The sequence below is a fragment of the Ectobacillus panaciterrae DSM 19096 genome, assembly GCF_000430785.1.
In the GTDB taxonomy this organism is placed as follows: domain Bacteria; phylum Bacillota; class Bacilli; order Bacillales; family Bacillaceae_G; genus Ectobacillus; species Ectobacillus panaciterrae.
This window is the reverse complement of the sequence record NZ_AUMR01000014.1, coordinates 31,377-48,909: the sequence shown is the minus strand read 5'-3', so window position 1 is coordinate 48,909 and position 17,533 is coordinate 31,377. Positions and strand designations below refer to the sequence as shown.

Annotated in this window: 12 protein-coding genes; 3 read left to right on the top strand and 9 right to left on the bottom strand. The window is 41.9% G+C overall.

Annotated features, from left to right (window positions below; all coding sequences use genetic code 11):
- Positions 1 to 220: 220 nt before the first annotated feature.
- From H540_RS0105750 to H540_RS0105735, 4 genes are all read right to left on the bottom strand, one after another.
- Positions 221 to 628, bottom strand: coding sequence for an NUDIX hydrolase (locus tag H540_RS0105750; protein WP_028399822.1), 408 nt, complete (start codon positions 626 to 628; stop codon positions 221 to 223).
- 468 nt (positions 629 to 1,096) lie between these two features.
- The gene (locus H540_RS0105745; RefSeq protein ID WP_028399821.1) at positions 1,097 to 3,226 is read right to left on the bottom strand and encodes a DEAD/DEAH box helicase; all 2,130 of its coding nucleotides are present in this window, start codon (positions 3,224 to 3,226) and stop codon (positions 1,097 to 1,099) included.
- 5 nt (positions 3,227 to 3,231) lie between these two features.
- Positions 3,232 to 4,548: an ATP-binding protein gene (locus H540_RS0105740; RefSeq protein WP_028399820.1), complete on the bottom strand. Its 1,317-nt coding sequence runs from the start codon at positions 4,546 to 4,548 to the stop codon at positions 3,232 to 3,234.
- 14 nt (positions 4,549 to 4,562) lie between these two features.
- Positions 4,563 to 6,266 (bottom strand): TerB N-terminal domain-containing protein, encoded by a 1,704-nt coding sequence (locus tag H540_RS0105735; protein ID WP_028399819.1) that lies wholly within the window; start codon positions 6,264 to 6,266, stop codon positions 4,563 to 4,565.
- Between the two features lie 217 nt (positions 6,267 to 6,483).
- Between H540_RS0105735 and H540_RS29055 the strand changes: the two genes are divergently transcribed.
- Positions 6,484 to 7,437 (top strand): DUF4349 domain-containing protein, encoded by a 954-nt coding sequence (locus H540_RS29055; protein ID WP_028399818.1) that lies wholly within the window; start codon positions 6,484 to 6,486, stop codon positions 7,435 to 7,437.
- Positions 7,438 to 7,814: 377 nt separating this feature from the next.
- Here H540_RS29055 and H540_RS0105720 read toward each other — a convergent pair whose 3' ends face one another.
- From H540_RS0105720 to H540_RS0105705, 4 genes are all read right to left on the bottom strand, one after another.
- On the bottom strand, positions 7,815 to 9,389 hold the full coding sequence (locus H540_RS0105720) for a SagB family peptide dehydrogenase (protein WP_028399817.1): 1,575 nt from the start codon (positions 9,387 to 9,389) through the stop codon (positions 7,815 to 7,817).
- Positions 9,390 to 9,411: 22 nt separating this feature from the next.
- Positions 9,412 to 11,355, bottom strand: coding sequence for a TOMM precursor leader peptide-binding protein (locus H540_RS0105715; protein WP_028399816.1), 1,944 nt, complete (start codon positions 11,353 to 11,355; stop codon positions 9,412 to 9,414).
- A complete protein-coding gene (locus H540_RS0105710) occupies positions 11,352 to 13,313 on the bottom strand; it encodes a putative thiazole-containing bacteriocin maturation protein (protein ID WP_028399815.1) in 1,962 nt (653 codons plus the stop codon). The genes H540_RS0105715 and H540_RS0105710 overlap by 4 nt, the downstream gene beginning before the upstream one ends.
- 148 nt (positions 13,314 to 13,461) lie before the next feature.
- Positions 13,462 to 13,752: a heterocycloanthracin/sonorensin family bacteriocin gene (locus tag H540_RS0105705; RefSeq protein WP_081415027.1), complete on the bottom strand. Its 291-nt coding sequence runs from the start codon at positions 13,750 to 13,752 to the stop codon at positions 13,462 to 13,464.
- Positions 13,753 to 13,791: 39 nt separating this feature from the next.
- On the opposite strand from H540_RS0105705, the gene H540_RS0105700 reads away from it, so the two are divergent.
- Entirely contained in the window at positions 13,792 to 14,010 is a 219-nt protein-coding gene (locus H540_RS0105700) for a hypothetical protein (RefSeq protein WP_081415026.1), read from the top strand.
- Between the two features lie 336 nt (positions 14,011 to 14,346).
- Here H540_RS0105700 and H540_RS31815 read toward each other — a convergent pair whose 3' ends face one another.
- Complete coding sequence (locus tag H540_RS31815) at positions 14,347 to 14,568, bottom strand: heterocycloanthracin/sonorensin family bacteriocin (protein ID WP_081415025.1); 222 nt, start codon at positions 14,566 to 14,568, stop codon at positions 14,347 to 14,349.
- Positions 14,569 to 15,083: 515 nt separating this feature from the next.
- On the opposite strand from H540_RS31815, the gene H540_RS0105695 reads away from it, so the two are divergent.
- Positions 15,084 to 17,000: a PhoX family protein gene (locus tag H540_RS0105695; RefSeq protein ID WP_028399812.1), complete on the top strand. Its 1,917-nt coding sequence runs from the start codon at positions 15,084 to 15,086 to the stop codon at positions 16,998 to 17,000.
- The last annotated feature ends 533 nt before the right edge of the window (positions 17,001 to 17,533 follow it).

Genomic DNA, 17,533 nt, shown 5'->3' with positions numbered 1-17,533 from the left:
TTAGTTATATATATGATTTATAATTTCGACATATGAACCGCTGCTATACAGAACAAAAGGCAGCCTGCACTCGCTTCCTCTCTCTGGTTTACCCTTGTACGGGACAGGAAAAGGGTTTGACCGCTTCTATGCTCCGCTGGATGCTCTTTCCTTACTACAAAAAGACGGTTTTTTTATTCAGTTGTATATAGTTCATATAACGCAGGTTATCGGTAGTTAGTTAAAACTCAATTAGAAATGGATGTTTTTCATTATTTAAACAATCTAGAATCCGGTCCCTGTAGTTACTCCATTTCACCATTTCTAAAGCTTTTTCAATAGGAAAATAGCCTATTTCAAGGCTCTCTTCACTTGTTGTAAAAGTACCTCCTATAGGTTTGCCTAAGAATAAATGAGAACAGATAGATCGTTGAACATTTTGATATGCTCCACAGTATTTTATAATCTCAATATCAATGCCTGTTTCTTCTTTCGTTTCTCTAATTGCACCGCTTCTAATGGATTCTCTTTTTTCAACTCGACCACCTGGAATCTCCCAATCACGCTTTGGGCTTTTTAAGAGTAATATCTCATTTTCCTTATTTAAAACAACTACAGCAGCAGACAGAATATGTTTAGGCTTGCTCATTTGATGTTTCTCCTTTTCGTTTCATATTCTAGTTTACATAATCGAAGTTATCGGAAGGTCATATCTATCAAGAAACCAGATGTGGTAAGGATTCTGGTTGCTTGCCGTCTTCGTATGATATACAGAATTGTATACGAGATAAGACAGGATTCTTCCGCTTCCTTCCCGCCCAGATTACAACGTTGCATGAAATCATGCATATGCCTGATTCGTCTACTAGCAACAATCTTTGTGAAAAGAGCCTAAAAATTTAAGAGAGGGCTTTGCATATTAGACAGCCCTCTATATATATGAGTGAATGATAATTTCGACATGTCCATGTGCGATGTGCAACCAAAAGGGAGTATTGCATGCTTCTTCTCTCTGGTTTACCCTTGCATGAACCAAAGGTTTGACCGCTTCTGCACGTCTTTTAATCTCTCCCCACTATAAAAGACGGTTTTTTTATTCACTTGTATATAGAAATATTTATTCCCCAAGCACGACAAATTCATATCGCTTTAAGTATCTTATTGTCTCTTCAATATCAAGCTGATGAGCAATATGCATATCAGCAATTAACTCTTGCGGAAGATAGGGAGAAAACTTTGAAAAAAACATTTGCTCAGCAGGAGTCGCAGCTAACAGCTCTTGAACGTCCCAATCTTTTTCCTGTATTGTTTTTAAAACCTGTAATAAATTGTATTCAGAAGGAAGCGTGAGTGTATCCAAATTTCCTATTTTTGCTTTTACACCAAGTACTTGCAGCATTCTCCATAGTGTCCCAACGATAATTGTACCTGTGAAGGTATAAAAAACTTGGTCTTCTCTTTGTTTTTTAATAATCCTTTGCTTTGGTTGGATGTGCTTTATACGGTAAATGGTCCGCATGTCTTCCAAGATTTCTTGTGCTTTTCCATCCAAGTACGGAAACTCTTCATCAGAGCAAAGTATTTCCATCATTTTTTCTCGAATTCGCGGATGAATTTCCCCGCCTTCCCCTAAAAATCTAGGCGGCTTTGCTCCAACTGTTTTTTCTACATAAACTTTATTGCGTTTATTATCAATTTGCAAAATCCTCCACAGCCGTCCGGCCAGAATAATATGATCTCCTTCAGAAATATCAATGCCTTTATGAAGGGTTCCGATTTTCCGGTTCGAGCTGACAACTTCATATTCTTCCGGAGTCATGAAAACTGCATAAAATTCTTTGCTTCGGAGAACTCGTTCCCCCTCTATTCCTACAATATATTCTCCGCTTCCTTGAATACGTTCAATCATATCTGCTTCATGCATATGCGCCAAAAGAAGCTCCATCTTTTCTTTTGGAAGTTTACGAAATACAGCATTTTCCCCTAACAATTCCAGCAGCTCTTCACGCTTAATTCCGTTGTACTCTTGCAGCAAAGAGAGAACTTGATGGAACAAGATGTCATAGGGTAATGCATAACCTTTTGCAGGCTCTACCCAGCCCTCTAAAACCAATTCCATAACTGCCAATGAACTCAACAAACTTGGGGCTGTAGTTGAATACAATTGCAACATATGAGGCGATCCTGTACTTCGTCCGGAACGTCCTAATCGTTGCTTTAAGGATGAGACACTGTATGTACTGTCTAGTTGAACAACTAAATCTACATTGCCAATGTCAATTCCCAGCTCTAATGATGAAGTAGCCACTACACCTTTTGGGACTGTTGTTTCTTGCATCATTTTCTCTACATATTCACGTTCTTTTTTATCAATAGAGGAATGGTGAGGATAATAGGTCTCTCCTAGTCCGTCTTTTTCCGCAAGGCGATTCAACATAACAGTCGCTTCCTCTACTAACGAACGAGAATTACAAAAAATAATGGAGCTATTCTCCTTTGTCAAGTCTCTCATATCTTCATACAGTTCAAGTGGTAATTGAGCGTTCTTTTCCGTATCAAAATGCATCAAATAATATCGTGTTTCTTTTTCATAACCGTTAGCTTGAATAATCTCTACTTGCTCCGGATCATCTGGACATATCCACTGTTTTACAAAGTCGAAATTGTCAATAGTTGCAGACAAGCCAATGATACGAGGACGCTTATGACAATAGGGCTGCATTCTTGATAATAAGGAACGGAGTTGTACCCCGCGTTCGTTATCCAAAAAAGCATGAATTTCATCTATGACTATGAACTCTACTTCTCCAAATATCTTTGAAAGATATGTAGTTCGATTGATAAACAAACTCTCGATGGATTCTGGAGTAATTTGCAAAATTCCGGTAGGATTTTCAATAAACTTTTTCTTTTTGTTTTGTCCAACATCCCCATGCCATTTATGAATAGCCAAATGACAATAAGAAGAAAGCTTTTCAATTCGTTCAAACTGATTATTAATTAAAGCTTTGAGTGGTGAAATATAAATAACTTTTAACGCTTTTTGTCCGCTTTCCTCAATAGCAGATAGAATAGGCAAAAATGCTGCCTCTGTTTTACCAGAGGCAGTTCCTGAAGAAATCACAACATCTTTCGTTGTATTTGAGATAATAGGGATTGCATTGTCTTGGATCGGTGTAAATCGCTCCCAACGCATTTCCCAAATCTTCTTTTGTATGTTGGGAGACAGCAATGAGAAACTGCTCATTCATTTCACCCTTTCGTAGAGCTAAATCGCCCCATAACTGCCGAATTGGCTTTCGGTTCTTCCTGCACCGCTCCAAAGATCGTTGTTTTATCAAAATCAGGATTTTGCTGGATAATATTTAGCGCACTCAGATATTTCTTCACGATATCACCAGGCGTCAAATGCTCGTGCGCCCCCGGCATAGAATACTCTTTTTGAATAAACCTCTTCATTTCATCGATTGATACTGTCGGTTCATATTCGTAATGAGCAGCATGAACTTGTGTTATTTTCTCTAATAACACTAGAGTTTCCTCATGTTTAAGAGGTACAAGCTTCACAACAGGCTGACTCAAATCCCTTTGTTCTAACGTTTCAAATTCATTTGGCAGTAAACGTCTCTTTAATGCCCCATAACTGTACAGCCCTTTTCGTTCATCTTCTAAAAATTCAGGTGTACCGCCAAATGTAATATAAAGTCCTTCAACAGTTCCTTGCAACGTATCATTGAAGATTTTTAAAATGGTTTCGTAGTTCTTTTCTCTTGTACCCGGATGATTGATTTTATATAAATTAATTGCTTCATCAAAATTCACGACAAACCCCGCGTATCCAATCTGCTTTACAAATTGTGAAAACACTTTAATATACTCATAATAATTATTGTCATCTATAATAGTGCGCACGCCTAAATCTTGTCTCGCTTCAGTCTTTGTCGAATACTCTCCGCGCAGCCAACGTAAGGCTGAACGCTGCATTTCTTGGTTGTCTTCTGCAAATCCTTTATAGTAAAGTGATAACACTCGGGCAAAATCAAAGCCCCCTGTTAATTCATCCATCTTAGACACTTGCTTTGTAATTTCTGTTTCTACATCTTGTATGAATTGCGGGTTATCAAATGAGACGTCTCCGTAGCTTTTTTCTTCTGCCACTTTCATTTGCACTTCGTTAATCCACTTTTCTAAAATAGTAGGTAAGGCATTTCCTTCAGGCATAGTTGAAATGGCGGCATTTTTCATTAACTCTGTATAAACAGCAAGCGCTTTGCCGTTTCCTCCGTCATATAATCTTCGTTCAGGGGTAAAGTCAGCACTTGCTACAACAAACTTCTCATTAAAGGCTATTTGTTTAATAAGTGCTTGAATAAAGCTTTTTCCCGCTCCAAACGGTCCAATAAAAAACTTAATATAGGAAGCCCCGTCTTTTACACTTTGAAGTTCTTGCAAGGTTTGGCGAGATTCTTCGGCACGCCCTACCATAATGTATTGCAGCCCTCTGCTAGGCACAACTCCTCCGCCTAAAGAATTTAAAATAGCAGTTGAATCCTTTTTACGAATTTTCATATTTCCTCCCTCTACTACACGTACTCCAATATATTTATAAAGTCTTCATTAATTACGTACGTATCGCCGTCTTGCTCTATAAGAATATCCCCTAGTATCTCCTCTGCTTTTTCATTTAAAGCATCGAGAAACACACTAGGCATAGATTTTTGCAATTTTATAAAATCGACTCCAGCTTTTCGATCAAGTTCACCTTCTTGAAATAATTGAAGAAATTGTTTTTGCTTTTCATTAAGTTCATCTATTAATGCTTGTACATCTTCTTCTGCTTCTCCGCTCTGAACAGATAATACAGAAAGTACGTCGGGAACTTTTGACTTAGCTTGTTCTATCTTTTGTTCCTCTGATTCTGCAGATACATCTGCTATACTTTCCTTCGGCTCTTTTTCTGCTTCCGCCTCATACTGTTGGAATAATCGCTGCAGTTCATCGTTCTCTTTGGATAACATTTTAATTTTGTCATCATTAAACTCTAGAGGTACAAAATTCACTATAGGGGGTTCTTCCTTTAGAGGCTGCGGAATCACGCCTCCTTCGGTCTTTTCTCCTCCTTTTACCGTGACAAAGCGTGATGTTGTTTTTTTCTTTTTGCTCGCTTTAGCCTCTTGCTCCTCTATTTTCAAACGAAGCATTTCTTCTTTTAATCCTGCCGGAAATTGTTCCTCTGCTGCTTGTATCATGCGTTTTTCCCCTAACACTTCCCTCATCACATTTTCAGCTAAACGATGCAGCTGCGTAATATCTTCGCGAAGTTGCCCTTTTACATAAACAGCATCAATTAAATATGAATAAGAGTCTCTGTTGCTCTCTCTTCCCAATACTGCCCCTTGAAATACATATCGCCTGCGCTCATCTTTCCTTTTATCAAACCAACAATTTTCTAATAAACCGCTTTGTTCAACTAATAACCTTTGTAATATGGGAATACTCTCACGGAATGCCTTATTAATTTTCATCCTATGCGTTTCATAAAATGGCGTTGGTTTTCTTATGTCCATGTAAGGTTTCCAGTCAGAATAAGTCAAAGCGGCTAGTGACTCCTCATTCTGTTTGAACTTCTGATATAGACGATCTTCATAATGCACTTTCCCTGGATTAAAGTAATCATTTGCTAATCGTTCTTCCCCTATCTCCAATAACATATCTGAAATCCAAATATTCATATACCTATAAAAGCTGTATTCTTCTCTTTCTTTGTAGGCATCCAATAGTCTTACCAATGCACTAATATTAAACGCAGAATTAGGATTAAATGAATAGTTCAGCAACTCATAAACAAATAAAAAACGATAGCTTAACGAAGCATCTAATATTATTCCATTTAAAAACGAATCTCTCCAATAAAAATAATACTGAAGCTGCGGATTATCCAGGTGAGTAAACGTCGTATAGTAAGACTTTAGCTCCACATACTCACATGGAGTTCCTGATTTTTCTCTATACTTTAATGAATCTTCATAAAGTTTTTCATTTGTCAAAGTAACGTATGCATCATTTTGACTTTGCTTTTTTTGTAGATGTCTATTTCTATATTCCAGTATGAATGACGGTGTCTTAATATATTGAAATTTATCTAATATAATTTTCTGCTCATCATAAAACAAACTTGATTTCTTTTTGAAGTCTTCCACAGGACTCTTTGTATGTTCATTCGATTGAATATCTGACTGACTTAATCCTTTTATGAAATTATTTATACGACCAACTAGTCCTGACAAATTAAAAACCTCTTTCTTTAAAATTTCCCCTTTACATTCTATTATAACTTTTACAAACAGCAGCTTCTATGTCCTTCCAAAAAGAAACATTATTTTCCACAAGGAATAAATTCCAATTAAATATTGTTAAAATTTGTAATATTATATAAAATTAAATTATGTTTTCGTAATTTTCAAACAAAAAAATCAAGCTATAAAAGAGCATAGGGAGGGAAACATGAAAGCACAACGATCCAGCTTTAAGTTATTTAAGTTATTCGTAATCCTGGCAATTGTACTTGCATTGTTCGCAGGCTGCGGAAATTCTAATATGGACAGCAAAAGCACGAGTGATATTGCACCAAGCAAGGGTATAAATCAAGAGAAAGGCACAGGCGGTGTGGCTTCAGAGATGAAAAAAGAAACGTCTGATGCCAGTAATAAAGAGGGAAACACGGATGCAAAAGCGCCTGTAACTAACAGAAAGCTCATCAAAAATGTAGAGCTATCAGTAGAAACAACGAATTTTAACGAATCCATTAAGAAGCTGGAAGCATTCATTAAGCAATTCGACGGTTACATAGAATCAAACAGCATAACAGGTACATCGGTAAGCGAAGCAAATAAAGCACCTGCAAGACACGCATCGTACACCATCAGAATTCCATCTGGTACGTTGGATACTTATCTAAATGAAGTCGGAAGCGTCGGAAATGTCCTCTCCAAAAACATTGCCACAAATGATGTCACAGATCAATATTTCGACACGGAAGCCAGAGTCACCTCGCTGAAGGTGCAAGAACAGAGACTGCTTGAATTGCTTAAACAGACCGGAACACTGAAAGACATCGTAGAACTTGAAAAAGAGCTTTCCTCCGTACGCTATGAAATTGAACGCTTGACGACTACTCTTAAAAAATACGACTCGCTTGTAGACTACAGTACTGTGCATCTGACGCTTGCGGAGGTTGCATCTATTACTGATACTACTCAGCCGAAAACGACCGGGGAGCGGATTTCTCACACATTCAAGAAGAATCTTACGGCCGTTTCAAATTTCGTGAAAGATGTAACTGTATTTCTCATTGGAAACTCTCCGGTGCTTTTCATTTTAGGTATAATCGTAACTGCCGGTGTATTTATTGGCCGCCGGTTTATGAAAAAATATAAGAATAACAACATTAGCAGCTAGCATGGGGCAATAGCACAACCCATAAAGGCGTTCTAATCTAATTAGAACGCCTTTATGTGCGAATAACGTAAATGTCAAAAACTTGTTGTGTGATTTTTAGTTCAATTGCAAAGAAAAAAGATGATTACTGCTTGATAAAGATTCTTTATGTAAATCTATTTTCAATTCTTCAGCCAGCTTTTTTGTACATTGTATACGTAGCATTTTTCCGCTCTCCTTACTACATCTATGCTTTATCATTGCATTTTTTACGAAAAAAAACATCTAAAACTAAAATGCCTTAGATGTTTCTTTAGAATGCTATTATTTTATTTTGAACAACGCCACATTCTCTACATGCTTTCGCAACAGAACCAAAGCTTTCATTCTTCTCATACTTAGCTATGCAAACTTCCCCTCAGCCAAGGACGATGTCGATAGGGGCCGATCGGAATTTGGATTAGGCTCGTTTTTCCTTGTGGATCCATCTTGTAAATCTCATCACACAAGTTCGCATCAAACCCGAGGAGCGGGTGCCCCCCCATCTCGATGGCTGACGCTGCTAACAATAATCGTTGCACGAGCATACCCGCTTCCATTTGCTGGATGCGATATCCTCTGTACCCCAGTGTCGTTTGGAAGTGATCCTTATCCCCTGCCACGTGCAGGCAGAGCGGCACTTGGAACAAATTCACATTATCTAGAGACATTCCATATTGCAACGGGAGCCGATGATCTCCGGGATGTACCTGTCGTAACATATGAGCAGCGCTGTCATAGTGATAAGCACCATCTGGAATGCCTTCAACATTATATAAACAGCCATACAGTGAGACACGGGGCTCCTGCTTCTTATGTGCTCCGTCCAAATCATTTCGATACAAGAAGGAGTCCGTCGCCTCCTGCAGCAGAGTGGCCAGTTGCAGTTGACTTACCTTCCCCAAAACGAAATCCATGTCCGGTGAATATCGCTTTCGGCAAGCCGATGCCAGATCATACGACAATCGCTTCACGTGAGGCAGAGCTACCGCTTGATCGTCACAATTCATACTCTCCTTCGCCTTGATCTGCCGAAACGATTGCGTTGATTCCAGCATGGATGCTTCATTCACCTTAGTTAACATCGGACACTCTATGACCCTCCGTGACCGAACATAATGATTATGCTGAATTTCTGGCAACTCTCGGCACAATTCGGCAGCAGAGACACCGTCTATGTCACTCCCGTTAGTAAACCAGATTGTAGGTTCCACCGATAGCGGGATAACTGCATACACACTCTCCTCCTGTTCGGATAGCCCAAGCAGATGGTTGGTGGCCCGATCGAGAAATTGAAAGTACACCCCCGATGCAAAGCCAAACCGTTTCGCTACTTCCAGTAACTGTCCAATCAGTACACCAGCGTCCAACCCTTGCAGACGGTAGGCAAAGTTATTGTATTTAAAGAAGTTTTTCCAAAACATTGTCGACACAAAAACAGTGCCAAAACAAGCAGATACGTCACAGCGGTTGCCAAGAGCCCGGGCTATATATGAATCGAAATTTCCTTCTCGCAACAACACCAAACGGTGATGCGCCACATCATAATGGTACACCCCGACAGGCAAATCCTCCACCTTCAGATACACGTACAATTCATTTGGATACAACGCCCCGCCGGAAGGAACAAACCGCCGATACGACTGCATTAGATCCGCCGCTTGTTCTGTGGAATCCGAGGGAAAGACTGACTGGCAAAATTGAGTAAGGCCGAATACATACCAGAGAAAATGACCGATTCCGCGAAGGTCGGGCTTTGCGTATACTTCCCGTCCTTCAAGCGTCAGCGGTACTTCCAGAGACAACGGAACCACGGGCAAGCCGCGGTAGAGCTTATACGCAAGCGGTGCATCTTTCCAATCCACTTCCCAATCCGTCGGACTTACCTTATCAATGTCAAAATGCAGATTGTGCAGAAATGCCTCTAGACTCATCCTTCTACCTCCTAGTCACCGCTTATGGAAACGGATGCGGATGCGGATTGAGCTGTTCAAGTGTCAGCGGTTGTTTTGCATACCCGAGTTCCACAGGCACTCTCAACACCCTCTCCAACCCTGTTACACGGGTAAGGTGATGCCCAAATGTCATCGGCAACATCCCCGGAATCAGCACTTTCACACAATGCAGTCCGTTTCGTATAGTTTCCGATGTCGTCTGGTCCACCACAATCACATCGAGGTTCAAGCGGTGAAACACCTGAAGAATGTCCTGCAGATCATCGGTCAGGTCTGCATGCCTTGCCTTCTGCTTAAATTCCTCGTCAAACGTTCGCAACGGACGATTATCGTCCAGCAAAAATTGCAGGCGCTCCTCTGCTTGCGGCAAACCGTACAGCATGCTATGATCATCCATCTTCTGCACCAGGGAAGAATCTTGCAACATTCGCACACACTCCTCCTGGTTCGCCTCAAATTTCTCATCAAGCGTCAGCATCATGCCAGCCAACTCGTGAACCGCGCTTTTCACCGCCCGTACCGGGTCCAGATGGGCTCCGGCCGCACAGATGATATTCAATCCCTTTTGCTTCCTGTTTTTCGCTATCGCCAAAACGCTTGGAATTCCGTTCTCCATCGTCGAGTTAAACAAATGCAGATCATATCCCGCCACCGCCCGCACACGATCGACCATCAACTGCAATTCTTGGTCGTTAGCGGAATAAGGGTCAAGACGCGGGAGGGCCAGCTGCGCGTACCAAGTCATCAGGAACGAATCACGCTCCACCACTTCCAAAATACCGTGAAAAATGGCCTCCTCCAAACTCCCGCCTAACGCGCATCCGTTAGAAGTTTCATAGACAAAGCCATGCCCGCAGCCCAAGCTGTAATAAGCGAACAACTCTGGAACCAAAATTGGGCGCTCTTGCAAAAACGAATAGCCCCATACCCAATTAATTGAGCGGTCAGGATCAAAGGGTTTGAACGGAAAACCAGGCTGCGCATACTGTTCCTTTGCGTGTACGCCTACCTTGATAGGATTGAGCGCTTGATCTTCCAGATTGCGGAAGCTGTCATGGACAACTGTCCGTTTGCCACGGGGCGCCAGACCGCAGTACCGCTCCAAGCCTTCCAAAATGGCAGTCGACTCGCTTACCGCGTATGAATGAGTCCGGCCTGCTGCTCCCTCGTCTCCCATGACCAAAGGCAGATTGACACTTGCATCGGCAAATGGCGGCGTGAGGTCATACATTTTACCATTCAAAAGGCCAGTCCGATGATCCAGATAGTCTTTGACTAGGACTTTATTCAAATCATCTATTGAACGGCAGCGGTAACTGTCGGTGCTGATCTTCGGGCTTGGTTGCAGCGAAATTCGAGCCGCGGTCGGTGAATCGTCAGGTAATCGACTACAAGCCGGACACAACGGGACAGGCAGAAAAGAATGCCATGAACTCTTCAATGTTTTCAGATTGATTAAAAATACCCGTCCTTCCGAGTGAGCCTGATCACCTTGCAATATTCTCTGTACCTCCGCCTCGAGCAGGTGGGCCATCTGCAAAATTCCCGTACGCGATGCCCATACATCACGCTGCGTTCCTCCGTGCGCTGCAAGCTTCTGTTGCATCTCCCACATCTCTCTACGGTCGCGTCCTGCCATGAGACGTCGCATATCCGCACACTGAGAGCACCCCGGCGTATCCGGGCGAACGAGCGGCCCGATTACGCCTTCACCAAATGAAACAAAGCCTCGCAGCCAAGGAATGCCGGTTGACCGCAACACCTCTTCCGCCTTTTGATGAACAGAAGGATTCCAGGCATCTTGCAACACCAGAGCCAAATCAGTCGTTTCCGGTACTCCTGCCTCGAAATCGGCCTGACGAACTACTTGGTATCTGGGGGACAGTTCTCCGCACACGCAGTCCGCCAATTCTCCTTCTCCGACAACCATCACGACAGCGCTCACCGTGATCCCTCCTCTCGCAGCAACACACCAAACACCCCTGCCAGTTCCTCTTTCAAAAACGGTTCCAGCGCTAGTTCGAAAACCAAGATCCGCTTGCGGTTCCGTTCCAAGACTTGCATAGCAGACTGCAAAACCTCGGATTGTGCCGTCTCTTCACACGCGGAGATCACAAGATTTAGCGGCACCGTTTCTTCTATAAGCACGGACGAAACCTCCAACGCTTGCGTCGCGGCCGCTTGGTTTTGCGTTTCTATAAGTGCCTGTTGTAACGCTTTCCGCAGCGCCATTGTTATATTCAAACCTGTACTGCTATACCAGCCGTCGCTCGTACCAACCCATACCACAGGGAAACCGGACACTTCCTCTCCCAAGCCGATCATCGGTGTTCCCTTCATCGTGGTCAATGCCTGCAAATAAAACCGACAGCGTTCATCTTCTACCTCACCTAACTGTACCGGGGCAACAAGATTCTTTCGATTGGCCTGTTGCTCGTTCAGCCTCTCATCCAAACACCTTTGCAACCCGCGGCAAACTCCTTCTGCAACCGTTTCTCCCGTTCCGACGCCGACGAATTCCTGTGGCTCTACCATACTACCATCTACTTCCTGATGAGAAGGCAGCGTCGGAACGAGTAAACCGACCATTCGTGACACATACGCTTCAATCCCGGTTAGCCCCGCTTCCCTCCGCGCCTCCTCATGCGTCAAACCTGTACAGACAATGTCTGACAACAGCTCAGCCGGTCCCTCCGACAACGGGTCGACTGCCTGAACGCGGCACTGAGCTAGCGGCAGCTGATGTAATTCCCCCTCCTCCCAAGTATGGAAAATTCCTGATTCCGCCGATGTCAACTGGCTGAAATAAAGGAGCAATTCACTCGGCTCATCTCTGCTCGAGCTCTGTTCAAGGCGCATATCGAAATCTTGAACCCATTCGGCCGACGCACGTCCGGTCACCAACGGATGGGGCATAAACGAATGCCAGTTTCCTTCCAACGTATCCAGATCAAGCAGGAAAAATCGATTCTTCTGTTCCAATTCGGTCACTCCTGTAACCTCTTTAAACAATTCAAACACGATCACATTGGCCAACATCGCTCCTGCTGTGGAAGAGAAGGTAGGTAACTGCCGATCTTTACAAAGCACAGATTGGTGTATACGGCGCCACGCGGACTCCCAGCAGCCCTCATCAGAGTCTGGGTGCACTAACGGACCCGCTAGACCCATCTGCTGTAGACATATAGCAGGGAGTAACACCTTCTTCTCTTCCCTGCAAACGGCATGAAGAACCCGCAATTCCTCTACATCATCCTCCTGCGATACATACAAAATCGAATCAAACGGCTGTATAATCTCCCGCCAAGAACTCTCTCTCGCCTTCTGCAGGATGACCTCCTCTACCGCCACCTCGGGGTCTGTTTTACGAGCATGTACCGCCAGTTCCATCAACCGCCGCCTATTGGTCGGTACCGAGTCCGTGATGAGCACATGGAACTTGGGCAATCCGGATTCAATCAACGCAGAAACCAACGACACAAAAAAAGGACCTGAGCCAACTGCCAACACTTTGGCCTGGCGATAGGCTTGAAAACGGTACGCACCCGAATCGCCGAAACTGTCCAAAAATTCGATTTGAGAAGCATGCTTTTTAAAAACCTGATCTGCCAATTGATGCGGACGGTCTTGGCTCACATCCCGAACAAAGCCGTTTCGATACAGCACTTCTGCAATTTCGTATATCCGATCCCGATAAGGGCCTGGCAACCCGTCAGTCAACTCACCTAACGTATACTCCCCGTTAAACATTGGTATCAGCTTTTCAATCCACTGATCAATCGCACTGCCTTCCATATGGAACGAACTTAAGTTGTTCCGAAAATACACACCGCTGTTTGGATCAGGGAGAAAAAACGTGTCCCTTTTCACTTTCAGACGCATAGAAGGGGTCAAATTTGTCATTCCGCTCCTCCTTACCCGTGAGCTGTTCTCAAATCTGCATCATCACTTTCACTATCATCCTATGTACCCCAGTTTGTCTCTTATGTCTAATCCCATAGGGAAAAGCCCTACAACAACTCAGTAGGGCTCTCATAGTTTTTATTAGAATTTAGAACCCAAAGCCGCCAAAGCCAAAAAAGCAACTAAAGCCAAAAAAGCAACTAAAGCAGCCAAAGCAACGGAAACAACCTCCACAACCTCCACAACGGAAACAGCCGCCACAACCTCCGCAACGGAAACCTCCGCAACGGAAACCGCCTCCACAACCTCCGCAACGGAAACAACCTCCGCAACGTCGAGCTTGATCAACATAGTACTGGTTTTGGTCCCAAGGAACTGCCTCGCTCGCTTGGAAATCACCAATATTCAACATTTGAAGTTCATTTTGGAAATTATTCATTTTCATACCCTCCGTAAATTAATAAAGTGTGCCATCAACATGAAACGGGAACAGAACAAACATAATCAGAAAAACAACTGGACAACAGGTGAATCTAACAATACTTCGAATAACTCTCCCCAACAAAATATGACCTATGCTTGGGCATTGTTACTGATTCAAATACCTATTTTTATTAGGTCTTCGCAGAACCGTTCAAAACAAAAACAAGATAATTACATTCTCAATATGGCGGCAGCTGTCTCATCGATTGCATAAAAATGCGAAACCCCTTGATTTTACAGAGGTTTCGCATTTTAGTTTTATATGCTTTTTGAGGGCTTTACTGAATTTTTTTGCTGTACCTTCCTGCATGTCTGGGTTTTGCCAAAGCGAAAGCCACCCTCGTCATAAATTAAAGTTTGGATAATACTAATTCTGAAACTACATAAAGAACCTTTTTCACCATGAACTTCAAACATGCATCATTTCTTTCACTATAATTTATGTATTGCAATTTGTCCCTTATGTCTAATCTTATAGAGAAGAACCCCTGCAACAACGGATGCAGGGGTAATCACTTCTCCTTAGGCAACCATAGTTTTTGTTAGGTAACTAGAAACAACGGGCACAGCCACTACACTGGAAGCAGCTAAAACAACGGAAACAACCTCCGCAACCTCCACAACGGAAACAACGGAAACAGCCTCCGCAACCTCCACAACGAATTCGAGTCGCGTCAGTGTAGTACTGATTTTGGGTGTCCCACGGAACCGTCTGGCTCACCTGGAAATCGGCAAGATTTAATGCTTGGAGTTCGTCTTGAAAATTATACATTTTTACAACCTCCTTATATTAAATTAACAAATTGTTCCATAAATTAAATCAAAAACCAAAAAGAACAAAGCAAAAATAATTTAAGAAACAATTACGTAACAGGTAAATCCGCCAAATACTTCGAATACCCTCCTCAACAAAATATGAATCACGCCCGGCTATCGTCCTGAGTCAAATACCTATTTTCCAGCCAAATTGATCTGTCCTCGGAGCTAAAATGAGAGTTGAAGATTTCTCTCTACGCAAAATAAAAAAGGCAGCAAGTGTACTTAACTTTCTGCCTTGATTACCCTGTAAAAACTATACAAGCAACATATTCCAAAAAACTTGCGTCATTTATGGGATGCTTCCCCACAACTAATCTATTAAAAGGTTTGCTTTTATTCAACGAATTATTATATAAATGTAGCCTAATTTTAATAAATCCTCAACAATAGATGGTATTTATTAACATCCTCTCAACAGTTTAATGCTTTAATAAAATTGTAAAAAATGTTAGGAGGAATCAAACACTCATGAAAAAAACGGTTTCAATTGGTCTTTCTATGGCTTTACTGGCTTCTGCTTCCATTCCCGCTTTTGCGTCCGATTTTGATCATGATTCTAAATCTGAAAAACATAAGCAAATTGAAAGTATTGAATTCAGTTCCATGAAAGCTCCAAGTACTATTGAAAGCATGGTCAAAACTTATACGGATGCTACGGTAAAGATCACTTATAAAGATGGCAGTGTTAAAGAAACTCCTCTTGATTACAAGCAGCTTTTTTTATCAAAAGATAAAATTGTAAAAAATAAAGGCGAAATGATTCCAGCTGGTACCCCTATTGATGCTAAAGGGAATCCTATTGTTGATAAAAGTATTCCGGACAAGCCTTCTTATTTTGTGTCTGATGCACCTGACTCCAATAGCTTCATTACGATCGCTGGAAAATCTTATATTATTTCTCATTATGAATATGATTCAATAGATAATGCAGGAAAATCAATTTCTGGTCTGCCGGCATCCATGACGCTTACTCAAGTCGATCAAAATAAGGAAACTGGCGAACTAACTGTTAATAATTCCAAAAAAATTGATTTTTCAAACGTGAATGGGCTATGGACTCCATGTAATGGAACTACAACAGAATGGAACACTCATCTTGGTTCAGAAGAATATGAACCAGATGCACGCTCATTTGAAGACCCTTCCTCTAGTTCTTATAAAGCTGTTACGAACTTTGCTAACTACTACTTCGGTGATAAGTCTAAAGCAAATCCTTACTTTTATGGCTGGATTCCTGAAATCTCCGTCAATGCACATGGAGAACCTTCCGTTGTTAAACACTATAGTACAGGAAGATTTTCTCACGAATTGATGCAGGTTTTACCTGACAATCAAACTGCAATATTTGGTGATGACGGCGGAAATACCATGATATTTATGTATGTGGTGGATAAAAAGAAAGATTTTTCTGCAGGAACGCTATACGCGGCTAAATTTAAACAAACAAGTACTGAAAATGGCGGAGCAGGAAATTTAGAATGGATTAAGCTTGGCCATTCAACCGATAAAGAAGTGAAATCCATCATTGATAAAGGTACTAAATTTAGTGATATTTTTGATACAGCAACTCAGCCTACCGCTGGCTATACGGCAATCAAAACATCCGCAAATAAAAACGTCGAGTACCTTAAAGTAAAACCCGGAATGGAAAAAGCAGCTGCATTCCTAGAGTCTCGCAGATATGGCGCTATATTAGGTGCAACCGCCGAATTTAATAAAATGGAAGGCATCGCCGTCAATAAAAAAGATAAAAAAGCGTATGTTGCGATGTCCTATCAAAGTGGCAGCATGCAAAAACAAGAAGGAAGTGTTCAAGACGATATTCAGCTGCCCGTTATTAATTCCGGCGTAACCTACCAGATAGATTTAGGCAGAGGACAAAAAGACAAGAGCGGCCGTTACATCGAAAGTGGATTCGTACCTACTAGCATGAAAGGACTTATTGTTGGAGAAGATTTAAAAACGCCAGATGCCTACGGAAATACAGCTGCACCAGACAAAGTAGCGAATCCTGATAACCTAACTTTCTCAAACGATCTAAACACGTTATTCATTGGAGAAGACAGCTCCATGCACACGAATAACTTTGTATGGGCTTATAACGTTAAAACCAAGAAGCTATCAAGAATTCTTTCCGTTACTGTTGGAGCGGAGGCAACAGGATTAAGAGCGGTTGACGATGCTAACGACTTCCGTTATATCTTAAGCAACTATCAGCATCCAGGTGAAGATCTTGAGGGCAAACAAATTACAGCCGTCGACAAAGCTAAATTAGAAGAAGCGATGAAACAAGGCATAGGTATTCAAGAGACTGGCGGAGTTGGCTACATCTCTGGACTGCCTTCTGGAGACATAAAATCAAAATACAATAGGTTTGATAAATAACAACCACCCTGGCCCTTAATGAGTTTTGGCTTGTATAAACTGCAACCCAAACCATAAGGGCCGTTTTGTACGTTAAGAAACGCCTGCTTCTCGAACTTTATTTTTCATAGGAAAGATTACAAATAATTTAAATAGCAGAAAGTGCAAAAAATAAAAGATAACAGGGAAAGGGCGAACCTTTCCCTGTTATCTTTTATTGGCAGAAAACTTAAATGAATACATCAAGCAAAAGAATCATAAGAAAAGCTACAAAGGATAATATAGTTTCCATGACGGGTAATGTTCAGAAAAGTGTACTTGTACGCACTACTATAGAATTCTGTTTTGTTGGAAGAAGGAGTTCTTAATACATCCAGCAGAACACTTGGTTTTCCTCCAGTTCGTGAGATTGTTTGTAAATCTAAAATATTTCTTGCAACTTTTTCTAAGGTTACCGCTTCTCCCCCTTGCTAGCGGGCTTTATAATGGCGTGTGGAAGAAATACATTCTATTAGATTGCCGCAACCTGAAAAGAGCCTCCCTCATCAATGATG

Excerpts from the sequence above, each read along its gene's own strand:
- H540_RS0105720 (WP_028399817.1), bottom strand. The coding sequence starts at position 9,389 with ATGAGTCTAGAGGCATTTCTGCACAATCTGCATTTTGACATTGATAAG.
- H540_RS0105745 (WP_028399821.1), bottom strand. The coding sequence starts at position 3,226 with ATGAGCAGTTTCTCATTGCTGTCTCCCAACATACAAAAGAAGATTTGG.
- H540_RS0105710 (WP_028399815.1), bottom strand. The coding sequence starts at position 13,313 with ATGACAAATTTGACCCCTTCTATGCGTCTGAAAGTGAAAAGGGACACG.
- H540_RS0105695 (WP_028399812.1), top strand. The coding sequence starts at position 15,084 with ATGAAAAAAACGGTTTCAATTGGTCTTTCTATGGCTTTACTGGCTTCT.
- H540_RS29055 (WP_028399818.1), top strand. The coding sequence starts at position 6,484 with ATGAAAGCACAACGATCCAGCTTTAAGTTATTTAAGTTATTCGTAATC.
- H540_RS31815 (WP_081415025.1), bottom strand. The coding sequence starts at position 14,568 with ATGTATAATTTTCAAGACGAACTCCAAGCATTAAATCTTGCCGATTTC.
- H540_RS0105705 (WP_081415027.1), bottom strand. The coding sequence starts at position 13,752 with ATGAATAATTTCCAAAATGAACTTCAAATGTTGAATATTGGTGATTTC.
- H540_RS0105750 (WP_028399822.1), bottom strand. The coding sequence starts at position 628 with ATGAGCAAGCCTAAACATATTCTGTCTGCTGCTGTAGTTGTTTTAAAT.
- H540_RS0105740 (WP_028399820.1), bottom strand. The coding sequence starts at position 4,548 with ATGAAAATTCGTAAAAAGGATTCAACTGCTATTTTAAATTCTTTAGGC.
- H540_RS0105700 (WP_081415026.1), top strand. The coding sequence starts at position 13,792 with ATGAAACGGGAACAGAACAAACATAATCAGAAAAACAACTGGACAACA.